Origin of the sequence: Streptomyces sp. NPDC091649 (genome assembly GCF_044756785.1) — a bacterium.
Taxonomy (GTDB): domain Bacteria; phylum Actinomycetota; class Actinomycetes; order Streptomycetales; family Streptomycetaceae; genus Streptomyces.
The window spans coordinates 194,332-208,870 of record NZ_JBIVTR010000001.1; the positions used below are offsets into that span (position 1 = coordinate 194,332).

At 71.0% G+C, this 14,539-nt stretch carries 16 protein-coding genes and 2 pseudogenes; 7 read left to right on the forward strand and 11 right to left on the reverse strand.

Annotated elements, in window-relative coordinates:
• Nucleotides 1–22 precede the first annotated feature (22 nt).
• Nucleotides 23–679: a hypothetical protein gene (locus ACIQMU_RS00870; RefSeq protein WP_402687994.1), complete on the forward strand. Its 657-nt coding sequence runs from the start codon at nucleotides 23–25 to the stop codon at nucleotides 677–679.
• Nucleotides 680–693: 14 nt separating this feature from the next.
• On the opposite strand, the gene ACIQMU_RS00875 is transcribed toward ACIQMU_RS00870, so the two are convergent.
• From ACIQMU_RS00875 to ACIQMU_RS00890, 4 genes and pseudogenes are all read right to left on the reverse strand, one after another.
• Nucleotides 694–1,461, reverse strand: coding sequence for a transposase (locus tag ACIQMU_RS00875; RefSeq protein ID WP_402687995.1), 768 nt, complete (start codon nucleotides 1,459–1,461; stop codon nucleotides 694–696).
• Nucleotides 1,462–1,516: 55 nt separating this feature from the next.
• Nucleotides 1,517–2,232: pseudogene (locus tag ACIQMU_RS00880) on the reverse strand (transposase); the annotation flags it as partial.
• A gap of 204 nt (nucleotides 2,233–2,436) precedes the next feature.
• A complete protein-coding gene (locus ACIQMU_RS00885) occupies nucleotides 2,437–2,856 on the reverse strand; it encodes a VOC family protein (protein WP_402687996.1) in 420 nt (139 codons plus the stop codon).
• A gap of 115 nt (nucleotides 2,857–2,971) precedes the next feature.
• Nucleotides 2,972–3,586: a GNAT family N-acetyltransferase gene (locus tag ACIQMU_RS00890; protein ID WP_352238384.1), complete on the reverse strand. Its 615-nt coding sequence runs from the start codon at nucleotides 3,584–3,586 to the stop codon at nucleotides 2,972–2,974.
• 70 nt (nucleotides 3,587–3,656) lie between these two features.
• On the opposite strand from ACIQMU_RS00890, the gene ACIQMU_RS00895 reads away from it, so the two are divergent.
• The gene (locus ACIQMU_RS00895) at nucleotides 3,657–4,130 is read left to right on the forward strand and encodes an NUDIX hydrolase (RefSeq protein ID WP_402687997.1); all 474 of its coding nucleotides are present in this window, start codon (nucleotides 3,657–3,659) and stop codon (nucleotides 4,128–4,130) included.
• Between the two features lie 55 nt (nucleotides 4,131–4,185).
• Here the strand turns inward: ACIQMU_RS00895 and ACIQMU_RS00900 are convergent, their stop codons facing one another.
• The 5 genes from ACIQMU_RS00900 to ACIQMU_RS00920 all read right to left on the reverse strand — a co-directional run bounded on the left by ACIQMU_RS00900 (nucleotide 4,186) and on the right by ACIQMU_RS00920 (nucleotide 8,282).
• Nucleotides 4,186–4,383, reverse strand: a complete 198-nt coding sequence (locus ACIQMU_RS00900; RefSeq protein WP_402687998.1) for a hypothetical protein — start codon at nucleotides 4,381–4,383, stop codon at nucleotides 4,186–4,188.
• 174 nt (nucleotides 4,384–4,557) lie between these two features.
• Nucleotides 4,558–6,081 carry a catalase gene (locus tag ACIQMU_RS00905; protein WP_352238381.1) on the reverse strand — a complete coding sequence of 508 codons (1,524 nt, stop codon included), beginning with the start codon at nucleotides 6,079–6,081 and terminating at the stop codon, nucleotides 4,558–4,560.
• Nucleotides 6,082–6,225: 144 nt separating this feature from the next.
• Nucleotides 6,226–6,492 (reverse strand): GlsB/YeaQ/YmgE family stress response membrane protein, encoded by a 267-nt coding sequence (locus tag ACIQMU_RS00910; protein ID WP_402687999.1) that lies wholly within the window; start codon nucleotides 6,490–6,492, stop codon nucleotides 6,226–6,228.
• A 319-nt stretch (nucleotides 6,493–6,811) separates the two neighbouring features.
• On the reverse strand, nucleotides 6,812–7,771 hold the full coding sequence (locus ACIQMU_RS00915) for an NAD(P)/FAD-dependent oxidoreductase (protein ID WP_352238379.1): 960 nt from the start codon (nucleotides 7,769–7,771) through the stop codon (nucleotides 6,812–6,814).
• A gap of 97 nt (nucleotides 7,772–7,868) precedes the next feature.
• The gene (locus ACIQMU_RS00920) at nucleotides 7,869–8,282 is read right to left on the reverse strand and encodes an ATP-binding protein (protein WP_402688000.1); all 414 of its coding nucleotides are present in this window, start codon (nucleotides 8,280–8,282) and stop codon (nucleotides 7,869–7,871) included.
• 113 nt (nucleotides 8,283–8,395) lie between these two features.
• Between ACIQMU_RS00920 and ACIQMU_RS00925 the strand changes: the two are divergent.
• A pseudogene (locus ACIQMU_RS00925) lies at nucleotides 8,396–9,142 on the forward strand (Scr1 family TA system antitoxin-like transcriptional regulator); the annotation flags it as partial.
• Nucleotides 9,143–9,231: 89 nt separating this feature from the next.
• The gene (locus ACIQMU_RS00930) at nucleotides 9,232–9,501 is read left to right on the forward strand and encodes a DUF397 domain-containing protein (RefSeq protein ID WP_402688001.1); all 270 of its coding nucleotides are present in this window, start codon (nucleotides 9,232–9,234) and stop codon (nucleotides 9,499–9,501) included.
• A gap of 67 nt (nucleotides 9,502–9,568) precedes the next feature.
• On the opposite strand, the gene ACIQMU_RS00935 is transcribed toward ACIQMU_RS00930, so the two are convergent.
• Nucleotides 9,569–10,441: an AraC family transcriptional regulator gene (locus ACIQMU_RS00935; RefSeq protein WP_352238376.1), complete on the reverse strand. Its 873-nt coding sequence runs from the start codon at nucleotides 10,439–10,441 to the stop codon at nucleotides 9,569–9,571.
• Nucleotides 10,442–10,609: 168 nt separating this feature from the next.
• Between ACIQMU_RS00935 and ACIQMU_RS00940 the strand changes: the two genes are divergently transcribed.
• The gene (locus tag ACIQMU_RS00940; protein ID WP_352238375.1) at nucleotides 10,610–11,563 is read left to right on the forward strand and encodes an ornithine cyclodeaminase family protein; all 954 of its coding nucleotides are present in this window, start codon (nucleotides 10,610–10,612) and stop codon (nucleotides 11,561–11,563) included.
• Between the two features lie 113 nt (nucleotides 11,564–11,676).
• Here ACIQMU_RS00940 and ACIQMU_RS00945 read toward each other — a convergent pair whose 3' ends face one another.
• Nucleotides 11,677–11,910 carry a hypothetical protein gene (locus tag ACIQMU_RS00945; protein ID WP_352238374.1) on the reverse strand — a complete coding sequence of 78 codons (234 nt, stop codon included), beginning with the start codon at nucleotides 11,908–11,910 and terminating at the stop codon, nucleotides 11,677–11,679.
• Between the two features lie 333 nt (nucleotides 11,911–12,243).
• Between ACIQMU_RS00945 and ACIQMU_RS00950 the strand changes: the two genes are divergently transcribed.
• Both ACIQMU_RS00950 and ACIQMU_RS00955 read left to right on the forward strand, forming a co-directional pair.
• A complete protein-coding gene (locus ACIQMU_RS00950; protein WP_352238373.1) occupies nucleotides 12,244–13,338 on the forward strand; it encodes a hypothetical protein in 1,095 nt (364 codons plus the stop codon).
• A complete protein-coding gene (locus ACIQMU_RS00955) occupies nucleotides 13,338–14,534 on the forward strand; it encodes a FlgD immunoglobulin-like domain containing protein (protein ID WP_352238567.1) in 1,197 nt (398 codons plus the stop codon). The genes ACIQMU_RS00950 and ACIQMU_RS00955 overlap by 1 nt, the downstream gene beginning before the upstream one ends.
• The last annotated feature ends 5 nt before the right edge of the window (nucleotides 14,535–14,539 follow it).

A 14,539-nucleotide genomic window follows, 5' to 3' on the forward strand; every position in this document is an offset into this window, starting at 1 on the left:
GTTCGCCGCCTATCCTCGTGTTGTGGAGCTGCCTCGGGATCCGTCGAACGTCGCCCATGCCCTGGTGGCAGCGTTTCCGACCCGTCTTGCTGGTGACGTGCAGAGCGTCCTGACGGTCATGCCGGAGACCAGGCTCGCGCCCGCGATGCCATTCGAGGTCGATGTGCAGGGCGAGACCGTCGCCATCCCCTCGCGCATCTACAACGAGGAGCCGGGCGCCGACATGGGGCGACCCCTGTCCGGAACCCAGCACGTGATTTTGCACTGCCTGTACTCCCGGCACAGTGATGGCCGGGTCCGCCAGCGGCACCTAGAGCAGATCGTGGCGTCGGGCGAGCCGTGGGTAGTTCCGTTCGTGGTGCAGTTGGCCGGCGAATACGTGCTGGAGATCCTTGAGGCGATCGGCCGGGGGCTTCCCGGGCTCGCGGTCCCGAGCTCGGCGCAGCGCCGACTCTACGGGGAGTTCATCGCTCAGAATCCGGCCTTCTTCGCGCGCACGGAGCGGCGCGTGGTGAGCTACTGGTCGTGCTATTACCGCTGGAAGTACGGAGCGTTCGGGACGTATCCGGGATGCGTCCTCCTGGAAGCATTCCGGGACGCTGTGGCGGAACAGGTGAGCGCGCAGTGGCCGCGGCACACGCCGCCCCCGCTGGCGGACGTGGGTGAGGGACCTGCCTGAGTTCGGCCATGGTCCTATCCAGCAAGGTTGAGATCGTGCAGGCGGGCGATGCCGCGCATGGCGTGGTGGACGCCATCGCCCTTGAGCCGGCAGTCGCGGAGGATTTTCCAGGTCTTCATCCGGGCAAAGACGTGGTCCACTCGTGCACGCACCTGCTTGTGCGAGCGGTTGTGCTCCAGCTTCCAACCAGGCAGTTCCTCGCCATGGGTGCGGCGGTGCGGCATGATCAATCCCGTCCCTGGATAGCCGCCATCGGCTATCACGGTCGTCCGGCCGACCGCTGTTTTGGCCCCCGGTTCCTCCCAGGCTTTGCAGTCGTTCCGGTTGCCTGGCAGGGGCCGTCCAACCACTACGACCAGGCGGGTGTCGGCATCGATGACAACTTGGTGCTTGGTGGAGTACCGATAGTTCTTCGACTGCTCGGCCACGGCGTGATCGCGGGTGGGCACCAACGTTCCGTCCACGATCAGCACAGTGACCCTCGCGAAGCGCCGTCGGGCCGGCAAGGCCAGCAGAGGCCCGATGTGGTCGATGATCCGGTCAGCCGCCGACTTCGAAATCCCGAATAGCGGGACCAGTTGGCGCATGGTCAAGTTGGTGCGCCAATAGGCCGCGACCAGGAGGATACGGTCCTCAAGCGGCAGGCCCCACGGACGCCCCGTCCGTGGTTCGGCTGCGCTCGCGCGCTGTACCGCGGTCACCAACTTGCCGAAGCAGCGCGGGCTCAGCCCGGTGAACGGACGTATCCAAGACGGCTCTGACGCCGTGATCACACCAGCCACACCAAGATCATCTCACCCGTGACCAGCAGTTACGGGACAACTCTTAGCTTGATCTTTAACCTGTGCGGCGTGGGCGTGGGGTCGTTGACTTCTTCGTTCGTCGCTTCGTGGAGCCGGGTTTGCTGACGGTGTGCACGTCGTAGCGTGCGGTGGGCTGGCTGTTCTTGCGGCCGGGTGGTCGTCCTGGACCGGGCTGCGTCAATTTCGGTGCTCCGGCTGGGCAGGTGGCCTTCGGGCGGAGGTGCCGAAAGTCGCGGGGGACTCGTGCGGGGGTGAGTTTGTCGGGCGGAGTCGGCTTCTCCCACGGCCGGCGGAGGTCTGCCTCCAGTGGGCGGGCGAGTCGGAGCTGGGTGAGAACCGCGAGGATCAGCCAGGTCCAGCGGTCTGCGGCTTCAGGAGTGCGGATCTTCGGGCAGGTCCAGCCCAGGGTCTGCTTGAACAGACGGAAGGTGTGCTCGATGTCGAATCGCCGCAGAAACGCCTGCCACAGACGGTCGACCTGGACCGTGGTGGCGTCGGTGCCTGACCACCACAGCCAGACTGGCTTGGGTGTCGCGCCGCTGGGCGGTGCTCGACCTGCAGGCGGATCACCGTGCCTTCGATGACCGGCAGCGCGCCTAGCTGGGCGGTCCAGGCCGAGCGGTGGGTCAGTCTCGGGTGGAGCCGGTCCCATGCCCGTGCGACGGCGGTGCCGTAGAGACGTGTCGCGGTCACCGTCTGTGCGTCGGGGGTTTTACAGGTGGCCGGGTCACCGAAGACGAACTCTCGGGTTCTCAGAGGCTGTCGGGTGGCCACGGGGCGGACAGTGGGCGCGGTCCGGTGCAGGTGATTCCCAGGCGGAGAAGGGAGGCGACGCGGAGCGTCGTCGACCGAAGACAACGCCACAAGCGCGCGCTGGGGCGTAACCGCCCCGCCCCGTGGCCACCCGACAGCCCCTCAGGCGCGGGAAGGTGGCGAGCCCCGCCGCGCCGCCCCTCAGCCGGCGCCGGACGACGACCAGGTCCGGGTGGACAGCACCAGCAGGTAGCCGTCCGGGTCCCTTATCGTGACGCCCCAGGTGTCCCAGTACGGGTTGTGCGCGGGCACCCTCGTGCCGCCGTGCTGTTCGAGGCGCTCCACGAGCGTGTCCGGGACCGGTTCGCCGAGGTAGACCACCAGCAGGTCCTCGGGGGTCGGGCGTGGTTCCACCGGGGCCGTCGGGTCGTGGACGAGTTCCAGGTGCCAGGCGGCGTCCGGCCAGCCGACCATGAGCAGCGAGTGGTGGCCGGGAGTGCCGTCCGCCTCGTGGCGGTACTGGACGCCGAGGCCGAGCCCCGCGGCCCAGAAGCGTTCGGCCGCCTCCAGGTCGCGGGACGGGCGGGCGATGCGCACATGGGCGGTGGCGTCTGCCGGCATGGGATTCCTTCCGGTCGGGCGCACGGCCCTCCTGCGGACCGGCTGCTCGTCCCCGTACCGTACGAAGCCGGCGACCAGGCGCGCATCGGGCGCTCGTCCTCGGTCCCGGGTCGTATTACGCGTCGGCCGGGCGCGGCTCGCGCCGCATCACCCACAAGAGCGGGCCGTCGCCCGGCAGCCGGGCCTCGCCGAGCACGGTGAAGCCGAAGTGCTCGTAGAAGGGCAGGTTGTCCGGCTTGGAGGACTCCAGGTAGACCGGCAGGCCCGCCGCGTCCGCCTTGGCCAGCCCGGAACGCAGCAGCGCCGCCCCGTGCCCCTGGCCCCGGGCGGCCGGGTCCGCTCCGACGACCGCCAGGTACCAGTGCGGCTCCTGGGGTCCGTGCTGGGCGGCGGCCTCGACGGCGTCCCGGAACAGGGGCGCCCGGTCGCCGAGGATCTCCTCCAGCTCCGCGATGGTCTCCGCGTCGGGGACGGCCTTCTCCTGCCCCTGGGGCGGCACCCAGAACGCGGCGGCCGACGCGGTGCGCTCGCACACGCCGTGGCGGCCGTACTGCCGGGTGAAAATCGTGGCGAAGTAGCGGACCAGGTCGGGCTCGCGCGTGGCCCCGCCGGGGAAGAACCACCCCATCATCGGGTCGTCGGCGAAGGCGCGGGCCAGGGTGCGGCTGATCGACGGAGCGTCGTCGAGCGTGGCCGCCTGAGGCATGTTCGTTGTCGACATACAGGTCATTCTGCATCGCGATGATCTTGGCGGGCGGGCGGGGTCCGCTCCCTCCGGGCGCCGGGGGTAGCCTCCCGGAATGGATCGGCGACTGGCCGCTTACGCGGTGTGCATCGAGGACGGACGGGTACTGCTCGCGCTTGCCGTGGGCCCGGGCGGCGAGAGGACGTGGACTCTCCCGGGCGGCGGGGTCGAGCACGCCGAGGACCCGTACGACGCGGTGATCCGGGAAGTCGCCGAGGAAACCGGTCTGGAGGCCGTGGTCGAGCGCCTGCTCGGCGTGGACTCACGGGTGGTTCCGGCGGCCGAGCGCCGCCGACCCGGTGCGCCCGAGTTGCAGAACGTCGGCGTCTTCTACCGCGTCCGCGTCACCGGTGGCAGGCTCCGGCCCGAACCGAACGGCGACACCGCCGAGTCGGTGTGGACCCCGCTGTCCGAGGTCGCCCGCCTGCGCCGGTCGTCGCTGGTGGACGTCGGGCTCGCTCTGGCGCGGACCCTTCCGCCCTCCGGCCACGTAGACCACGTCCCGGTCGGCGGTCGGGTCCAGCACTGAGGAGGTCGGGGGGCCGGTGGTGCCGGGCGCCACGGAGCCACGGCCCGGCACCGGATCAGCAGCGGCTGGACATCCAAGCCCAGACCGGCACCGCCACCACGGCGAGCAGGGCCACCCCCGCGGCGACGGCCAGCAGCACCGTCAGCCCACAGCTCCCCGCGAGACCGGCGTGCACCTTCGCCTTACGCGCCTCGGCCCCGGCGTCGGGGTTCCTCTCGGACTCCTCGCCGCCGTACCAGTCGTATCGCCGCACCGTTGCCCCCTGCGATCGCGCGGCAAGCATAGAACCAGCGGCCGGCTCGGCCTCCTCCGGCCCGGCTACGCGGTCGGCCGGGCCCGCTCCTCGGGTGCAACACGCAGGCACCCGCTCCGCCGGTCGACGGAGTGGGTGCCTGTCGTACGCCCGGAAGGGGGCCGGGGGTTTGCATCAAGCCTTGTGCTGCATCGACGAGCGCGCGGGGTTGGCCTGCTGCGCCGCCTTGGGGTCCTTCTCGTCCGCCTTCGCGCGCACCCCCTCCTCGACGCGCCTGCCGAGGGTGCTGTCGACGTTCGACCAGTACTGGAACGCCCGCTTCAGCACCGGCTCGGTCACCCCGTTCAGCAGGTGGCCGACGATGTTGTCCACCAGCCGGTCCCGCGCCGCGTCGTCCAGGACCTCGCGGACCATGGTGCCCGCCTGCCCCCAGTCGTCGTCCTCGGCGTGGTCGACGTAGGCCGCGCGGGTGATGTCGCCGTCGGCGTACCAGCTCGGCGGGGAGCCGTAGCGCTCCGTGTCGGCCGCCGGGCCGCCCTTGGAGTTCGGGGCGTAGACCGGGTCGGTGGTCTTCCGGTACGCCATCGCCCCGTCCTTGGAGTACGTGTGCACAGGGACGACGGGCGCGTTGACGGGCAGCTGCTGGTAGTTGCCGCCGATGCGGTAGCGGTGGGAGTCCGCGTAGCTGAACAGCCGGGCCAGCAGCATACGGTCCGGGCTCGGGCCGATGCCGGGGACCAGGTTGTTGGGCTGGAAGGCCGCCTGCTCGATCTCGGCGTGGTTGTCCGTGGGGTTGCGGTCCAGCGTCATCCGGCCGACCTCGATCAGCGGGTAGTCGCCGTGCGGCCACACCTTGGTCAGGTCGAACGGGTTGAACCGGTAGTCCTTCGCGTCCTCGTACGGCATGACCTGGACCTTCAGGGTCCAGCTCGGGTACTCCCCGTCGCGGATGTGCTCGAAGAGGTCACGCGTGTGGTAATCGGTGTCCGCGGCGGCCATCTGGTCGGCCTCGTGCTGCGTGAACGTCTCGATGCCCTGGTCGGTCTTGAAGTGGTACTTCACCCAGAACCGCTGCCCCTGCGCGTTGATCCACATGTACGTGTGCGAGGTGTAGCCGTTCATGTGGCGCCAGGTCCGCGGGATGCCCCGGTCGCCCATCAGCCAGGTGACCTGGTGGGCCGACTCGGGCGAGAGGGTCCAGAAGTCCCACTGCATGTCGTGGTCGCGGAGGTTGTTGTCCGCCCGGCGTTTCTGGGACCGGATGAAGTGCTGGAACTTCATCGGGTCCTTCACGAAGAACACGGGGGTGTTGTTGCCCACCATGTCGTAGTTGCCTTCGCTGGTGTAGAACTTCACCGCGAAGCCGCGCGGGTCCCGCCAGGTGTCCGGGCTGCCCCGCTCCCCCGCGACGGTGGAGAACCGGATGACCAGGTCGGTCGTGGTGCCGGGCTGGAACAGCGCCGCCTTCGTGTACGCGGAGACGTCCGCGGTCACCTCGAACTTCCCGAAGGCGCCGCTGCCCTTGGCGTGCGGCTGGCGTTCGGGGATGCGCTCGCGGTTGAACTGGGCCATCTGCTCGATCAGGTAGGAATCCTGGAGCAGGATCGGCCCGCCCGGGCCGACGGTGAGCGAATGCTCGTCGCTCTCCACCGGGGCACCGGAGTCGGAGGTGGTCGGTTTGCGCGAGGTGTCGGTCATGTCGTCGTTTCCTCTTGTTCGTCTTCCGCGGACGCGTCGGCGATGTCTCCCCCTACGGCTGCCCTGCCGACCCTCTGCCAATGTAGGCAAACCGGGATGAATTGACTCGTCGAGGAATCGCTCACGACGGATTTCCGTGCCGCGTCAGCGGGATCGCTGCCCCGTGACCAGGCGGTAGACGAGCAGGACGATCACCGAACCGACGATGGCCGCGATCCACGTCGACAGGCTGAAGAACCCGTCGATCGAGTCGACACCGAAGATCACCTTGCCCAGCCAGCCGCCGAGCAGCCCGCCCACGACGCCGATCACCACCGTGAGGAGACAGCCCCCCGGGTCCTTGCCCGGCGTCAGCGCCTTGGCGATGAGGCCGGCGAACAGACCGATGAGTATCCAGGCGATGATGCTCACGAAAATCTCCCTTTGCGCTGTCGACGCCCGGCGCCCTCGTGGCACCCGGCGCTCTCCGCGTATCCCCGTAACCGGAGATCACACATCGGCCGGGCCCCGACCGTCGCCGCAGGCCGCCGTCATTCCCGTCCGGCATTACGCCGGACGGGAAGAGGCGAGGAAGAAAGACGGGGAAGAAGCAGGACGAGGAAAGAGGAGAGGCGGAGCGGGGAGAAGGGCCGCACGGGCGAAGGAACGCGGGCGTCCGCCGGCGAGGCGGAAGTCCTCGGTCGCGGAACCCCGCGGCCCGGCCTCCCGCCTCGCCCCCCGGCCCGCCCCTTCAGCCCCGCCGGGCCGCTACCGCCAGCCGGGTGTCCTCGGCGATCAGGTCGCCGTTGACCGCCCCGCCGGCCATGAGACCCGCCGCGGCGGCTCCGATCACCTGTTCGGTGAGGCGGGTGACGTTGCCCGCCGCCCAGACTCCGGGAATCTCCGTCGCACCGGTCGGATCGGTCGGGATGTACGAACCGATCACGACCCCGCCCATCTCCTGCGCCACCGGGGTGAGCCCCAGCGACTCCAGGACCGCAGACCGGGCGGTGAAGCGGGCCTGGACCACCAGCGCCTCGCGCGGGATGACCCGGCCGGACGCGAGCCGTACGCCGGTGAACCGGTCGTCCGCCACCTCCAGGCCCGTCACCTCGCCGTCCACCACGGCCACGCCCCGGGCCGCCAGCTCCTCGTACTCCTCGTCCGACGGCTCCGGGCCCGTGTGGCGGAAGAGGGTGACATCCCCACTCCACTGCCGCCACATCAGCGCCTGGTGCACGGCGAGGGGGCCGGTGGCGAGTACGCCGATCGGGCGGTCCGCCACCTCGTGGCCGTGGCAGTAGGGGCAGTGCAGCACCTCGCGCCCCCAGCGCTCCGCCAGACCGGGCACGGGCGGCAGCTCGTCGACGAGCCCCGTCGTCACCAGCAGCCTGCGCGCCTCGACCGACCGGCCGCCCTCCGTCACCACCCGGAAGCCGCGCTCCCCCGGCAGCCGCTCGGCCGAGGCCACCCGCCCCTCGGCGATCTCCGCCCCGTACCCGGCGGCCTCGCCCCGGCCGATCGCCAGCAGCTCGCCGGGCGGGGTCGATTCGCGGCCCAGGTAGTTGTGCACGTGGGAGGCGGGCGCGTTGCGGGGTTCGCCCGCGTCGATCACCAGGACCGAGCGCCGGGCCCGCGCCAGGGTCAGCGCCCCGCTCAGGCCGGCGGCCCCGCCGCCCACGATCACCACGTCGTACCGCTGCTGCTTCATGTCGCTCCTCCTTCGTACCCCTGCGGATCACCTCCGCTCGATGACGAGAGTGCGCCCATGCGGCTGAAACGACAAACATCCTTGCCGAATCAGCAACTCACGCGATGCCGAATTCACACCACACGACCTTGCCGGGGCTCCGCTCGGCCACCCCCCACTTGTCCGCCAGCGCCGCCACGAGCAGCAGCCCGCGCCCGCCCTCGTCGTCGGCCCCGGGCAACCCGCCCACCGGGCGCACCTCACCGTCGCCACTGTCGTGCAGCTCGACGCGGACCATGCTCTCGATCCGCTCCAGGTAGATGTGGACCTTGAAGCCGCGCCCCGGCGGAACACCGTGACGGAGAGCGTTGGTCGCCAGTTCGGTTACACAGAGCAGCACGTCGTCGGCACGCTTCTCGCACTCCCACGCGACGAGAGCCTTGCGGGTGAACTTGCGCACGACCGGGATCGACCTGCGTTCACGGCAGTAGAAGGCAGCGCGAAAGTAGGGGAGTTGAGTTGTCTCGTTCATGCTTCCACGCTCACACAACGTCACTACGCTTCAGCAGAGCGGAGAGACGTACAAAAGCTTTTGTACGGGTTCTGACGGGTTGACATCGGGACCGATACGGGGAGAGCCAGGGCATGCAAACCGGAAAGCAGAGCAGCATCAGGCGAGTTACCTCATGGCAGCTGGTCGGGGCGCAGTTGCGCCACCTCCGCAGGCTCGCCGGGCTGACACAGGCCGCCCTCGCCGAGCAGCTCGGGGTGGGCGAGGACACCATCGCCTCGATCGAGCAGGGGCGGCGGGCACTTCAACTGGACCTGGCCGTCCAGCTCGATGAACTGCTGGAATCCAAGGGCATGTTGCGAGTCGCGGTGGAGCGAATTCCGCGAAAGGAGCGCTATCAGGCACTGGTCAAGGACTTCGTGCAGTACGAGCAGGACGCGGTGAGCCTGTTCTCGTACCAGTCGCAGCTCATCCCAGGGCTGTTGCAGACCGAGGCGTACGCGCGCTTCATCTTCGGCTGCAACTATCCGCCGCTGGAGGAAGAGGAGATCGAGAAGCGGGTGGCGAACCGCCTGGACCGCCAGAAGATCCTGGGGCGCAAGCCCCGGCCGATCCTCCACTTCATCCTGGAGGAGAGCATTCTGCACGCCCAGATGGGCGACCCCGAAGTGATGCGGGAGCAGCTTCTCCACCTGCGACACTGCATGGATCTGCCGTTCGTCCCCCTTCAGATCATGCCCCGGAATACCCCTCGGCACGCCGGGCTGGCAGGGCCACTCGTTCTACTGGAGACACCCGACCACGACGGGCTCGTCTACGTCGACGGCCAGCTGCGTGGGGAGCTGTACGACGAACCGGCTGACGTCAGCGCACTTATGCAGAGGTATGGGATGCTGCGCTCCCAGGCGCTCACCGTCGCGGAGAGCACCCGGCTACTGGACGCACTGCTTGACGCACTGCTTGGAGAGACATGTCCCGCGCAGCACACCCCGCCCTTGGCCCCACAGCCCTCCACTGGTTCAAGTCCAGCTACAGCAACGGCGACGGCGGAGACTGCGTCGAGGTCGCCTACCACTGGCACAAGTCCAGCTACAGCAGCGATCAGGGCGGCGACTGCGTACAGGTCGCCGCGCACCCCGCCGCCGTGCACGTCCGCGACTCCAAGGTGACCGGCGGGCCCGTCCTCACCGTCGAGCCCGCCGCCTGGAGCGCCTTCGTGCACGGCAGCACGGCCGTCTGATCCGCACCCCTCACCCGGGACGAGGCGCCCCGCCCCCAACGCGGCCGGAAGCGGGGCGGCTCTCCTGTCAGCCGGTGGCCGACCGCTCCACCGGGATCCACAACTCCGCCTCCGCCCGCTTCCCCTCCTCGGACAGCCGCACCCGCAGGATCTCCGGTCCGGGCCTGGAGGCGTATGGGTTCGAGGGGAACCACTGGGTGAAGACATCCCGCCAGAGGTACTGGAGGGCCTGGGGGAACTCCCCCTCGTTCTCGAAGACCGCCCACGTGCCCGCCGGTACGTCCAGGGCGTCCAGGTCCCCCGGAGGCTCCGCGCCGCTCACCACGCCGTGGTAGTAGTCGAGTTCGGTGCCCTCCGCGCGGCTCGGGTCGAGCTGGTCGCTCGCCCCGACGAGCCCGGCCGGGTCCTGGTCGGAGAGGGCCGCGATACGGTCCAGCTCCTCCCGTCCGATGCCCCGGATGAACTCAGCGATGGCCGGATTCGGCCCCTCGTGGATGAGCGGGACGCGGGCCTTCTTCCCCACCACCCGGAACGCGTCCTTCTCCACCAGCCTGTAGCGCATGGCGCTACTCCCTTCGACGACGAGTCGGAAGGTCAGCCGTTGCTGGGACCGCAGAACCGCGCCGCTCCGCCGTGCCTCGCCGGGTCCGATGCCGTGCACGGCCCGGAAGGCGCGGGCGAAGCCCTCGCCCGTGTCGTAGCCGTACCGCACGGCCACGTCCAGAAGCGTCCGGCCGGGGGCGCTGAGCACCTCGGCCCCCGCGACCGTCATGCGGCGACGGCGGATGTACTCCGACAGCGGGAGGCCCGCGAGCGCGGAGAACATCCGGCGGAAGTGGTACTCCGAGGTCATCGCGATACGTGCCAGCTCCGCCGCCTCGATGCGCTCACCGAGGTGCGCCTCGATGTGCTCCATCGCGTCGTTCAGCCGTTCCAGCAACCGCTGACTCCTTCCCTTGCCCGTTCACCGTAGGAACGGGCCATCCTGCCGGACCCGACCGTCCGTGCCCGGATCGGTCGGGTCGGCGAGGAGCTGCTCCCGGGACGTCGCGGAGGGGTCGCCTCCGCGAAGTTGCCCTGGTCACGGCCGGGGAGCGAGGGTGGCCGGGTGACCTTGCTACTGACTCGTTCCCGGATCACCGAGCTGCTCGACCCCGACACCGTGATGGCCGGGCTCCGCGCGGGTTTCCTCGCGGCCGGTCCGGACGTCCGGCCGTTGCGCGTGCGCACGGATCTCCCCGGCCCGGGTACGGCGACCGCGCTTCTGCCCGGAGTGATCGACGGGATTCCGGCCTACACGGTGAAGGTCAACGCGAAGTTTCCCGATGCGGTTCCGGCACTGCGGGGCCTGGTCTGCCTGCACGGCCTGGCGGACGGACAGTTGCTGGCCGTGCTGGACTCGGCCACGGTCACGGCCTGGCGCACCGGACTGGCCGCGGCACTGGCGACCGACGTACTGGCCGACGAGCGTGCCGACTCGGTGAGCATCGTCGGCGCGGGCGCCCAGGCCCGGATGGTGCTGCGCGGTCTCGTGCGACTGCGCACGGTGTCCAGGCTGACCGTGTGCGACACCGACCCCGTGCGGGCGGGCGCGTTCGCCGCGGAACACGAGCAGCTCCTCGGCATCCCGGTCGAGACGGTCAGCGAACCACGGCAGGCCGCCGCACGCGGGGACGTCGTCGTCCTCGCGACCTGGTCGCGCAGCCCTCTGCTCGATGCCGCCGATCTGCGCCCCGGCATGCACGTCACCACGCTCGGCGCCGACGAACCCGGCAAGACCGAACTCGCCGCCGACGCCCTGCGCCGCGCCCGCACCGTGGTCGACGACCTCGAACTCGCGGTCGCCATGGGGGCTCTGGGCAACAGCGGACTGAACGCCGACGCCGCGGACGCCACCCTCGGGCAGGTGTTCAGCGGTGAGCGGGCCGGCCGTGGGACGAGCGAGCAGATCACCGTCTACGCACCCGTCGGTCTGCCCTGGCAGGACCTGGCCCTGGCCTGGCCCGTGTACCGGGCCGCCGCCGGAACGGGCTCCTTCCCGCAGGTCGACTTCCTGGCCTGACCGCGACGGCCGACGTCCGCCGCGGGTGTCGGCGCGGCGGAGGCGGGGCGGCCGCACTCACGCCGAACCGGCCCACCGTTTCTTCCCGGTGGGCCGGTTCCGTGCGCGTCGGCTCAGCTGAACCGGGCGTCCTCCACCGTGCTGGTGACCGTGCCCGCGGTGGAGGTGGTCGCCCCCGCCGCGCCGTCGACCAGGGTGCCGAGGGCACCGACGTCGTCCAGCGCGCCCAGGCTGACGGGCGGCTCGGCGGCGTGCGCCGTGTCGCCGCCTCCCGGGGGCGGGCTGATCGCGGCGATGACCGCTCCGGCGGCGAGGGTGACAACGGCGAGTACGCTTCGCTTCTTCATGCCCGTTCAACGGTCGGCACCCGGCAAAGGGCACGCTCCGATTCTCCGGCGGCGGTGACCAGGGGCGACGACCGCTCCGCCGTCGCCGAAGCGACACCGTCACCGCGCCACCGCCACCGCCACCGCGCCACGGAAGCGGTGTCCGCGCGGCGCAGCTCTCCGGCCGCCGGCACGCCGGCGGGGTGACCGCCCGGCGCCCGACCCGGATCGGGCTGTTCGCCCCACGACACCTGTTGCGCATGTTCCGCCCACAACTCCCCTACATATGAATAAAGTTGACCGCGTTCGCAGCGCAGACGCGCGTTGCGGGTCAACGAAACAAGGGGGGGGCAGGTGTCCCGACACCTGTACACGAGCAGCCGCACCCGGCGTACCGGAAGGGCCGCGGGGGCGGCGGCGATCGCGGTGGCGCTGACCGGGGGGCTCGCCACGGCGCTGCCGGTCACGGCGCACGCGGCCGAGGCGACCGAGGCCGCCGAAGTCCTGATACCCGCGCCCGACGCGTTCGGCGACGGGCCGGAGACCATACTGGCGACCGGCAGGTACGGCGTCCTGCACCGCGAGGGCGCGGACTACCTCTGGACCAACTCGTACAACAGCCGGACCAGGGTCGTCACCGAGATCGCCTCGGTGCCGGAGAAACTGCTCGTGGGCGGCCACGACGAGCACAACCGGGCCACCTACACGCAGCAGCGGGCGGACGGCGGGACCAACGTCGTACGGGTCGGCATCGAGGACCCCGCCTTCAACAGCACCCTCAGGGTGCCCGCCGGATACCTCAACCTGCGCTACGCGGGCAACTGGGTGCTGGCGACCGTCGACCGCGGCGACGGGACGTACGAGATGCGGGTGGCCCGGGGCGGTGAGCCCTCGGCGGACCCCGTCGTGCGGCTGCCCGCCGGAGCCACCACGGACGCCCGGCCCGTGGTGCTCGGCGGGCAGCACAGTGACGTCCTCATCGGCTACCGCCTCGCCGACGGCACCCCGGGCTACGGAATCCTGACCGCGTACGACGGCCGGGTGACTCCGCTGCCCGTGACCGGCGACGCGAGCAGCTTCCGCTTCACCCAGAACACCATCAGCTGGTTCTCGCGCAACGGCAGCGGCGGCCAGGGGGTCAGGGTCATGCAGCGGGGCAGCACGGCCGCGCCCCGGATCGTCCCGCTCGCCACGACGTCCCCCGACACCGAGGTCACCTCGTTCGTGGTGGAGGACAACATCGTCTGGCACGAGGGCATCGGCGGCCCGCTGCGGCTCACGCCCTCACCGGCGCGGACACCGAGCGCACGCTCCTGCACACGGTGGAGTTCGCCCAGCTCCGGGCCGAGGGCCACGGAAGCGTGCTGGCGCTCGGCAAGGACGCCGACGGCAAGCGGGCCATCCACTCGTTCAGCCAGGACGGCAGCGGGACCGTGTTCGACCTGGTGATGCGGGAGGTCCCGAAGGTCAAGACGGCGGACGGCGAGATCGGGGCGCTGAGCCTCGACCGGGGGCGGCTGCGGTACGTCAACGCGCTGGCCGGGAAGGACACCTTGCACGGCAAGGACATCGGGACCGGCCTCGACCCGGCGGACGGCGCGCGGCTCGCCGACTTCGCCGGTCTCGTGGCAGGCCGCTTCGCCGACGGGACGGACGAGGGGCTGGCCCGGCTGGTCACCGATCCCGGCACCGGCGCCGACGTCCTCGTGACCGGCGACGACCCGGACGTGCAGACCGAGGGCCTGCCGCTGCCCGGCACGGGCGGCCGCGTCATCGACGCCTCACCGGAGTTCGTGCTGTACCAGGCCGGCGGCCGGCAGTACGTCGTCGACACCGTCCGCGACCTCGTCGTCCGCGAACAGCCGGCGCAGGGCGCGGTGCTGGACGGGGACCTGCTCTACAAGTCCGCCCCGCACAAGCCCGGCACGGTGAACGCGGTCGACCCGCGCACCGGCACGGTGACCGGGACCCACGACATCGGCTCCGACTGCGTCCCCCGTGAACTCCAGCGCAGCGGGACCCTGTTGTACTGGAGCTGCGCCTCCGGGGACGCGGCGGGCGTGTTCGACACGGCGACCCATCGCGACTACCCCGCGCCGGTGTCCGGGGTCCTGCTGGGCGACCGCTTCCTGGCCCACCGCGACGCGTCCGGGGAACTGCGCCTCACGGCTCTGCGCCCCGACGGCTCCACCGCCGGCCTGGGCACCGTCACCGGCGTGAAGCCGGCCTCGGACGGCGACGGCCGCGGCTCCACCTGGACCCTGGACGCGGACGCGGGCAAGCTCGCCTGGGTCGGGACGGACGACACCGTCCACGTCGCCGCCCCGCAGCAGGCGGTCTCCCCCCTGCGCGTCACCCACAGCACGGTCCCCGCCACCGCGGCCGGCGGGTGGAGCGCCGCATGGTGGCTCTCCAAGCCGGCGGCCTCCTGGCGGCTGACGCTGACCCGCCGCGCGACCGGCGAGGTCGTACGCACCTGGACGGGCGAGGGCTCACGCGGCGCCGTACACGTCGACTGGGACGGCACGTCCGCGTCGGGCGGGGCAGCGCCGACGGGCGGCTACACGTGGCGGCTGACCGCCGCACCCTCCGACGGCACGGGTGCGGACGCCGCGGCCTCGGGCACCCTGAGGGTCACCGGCTGAGCCCG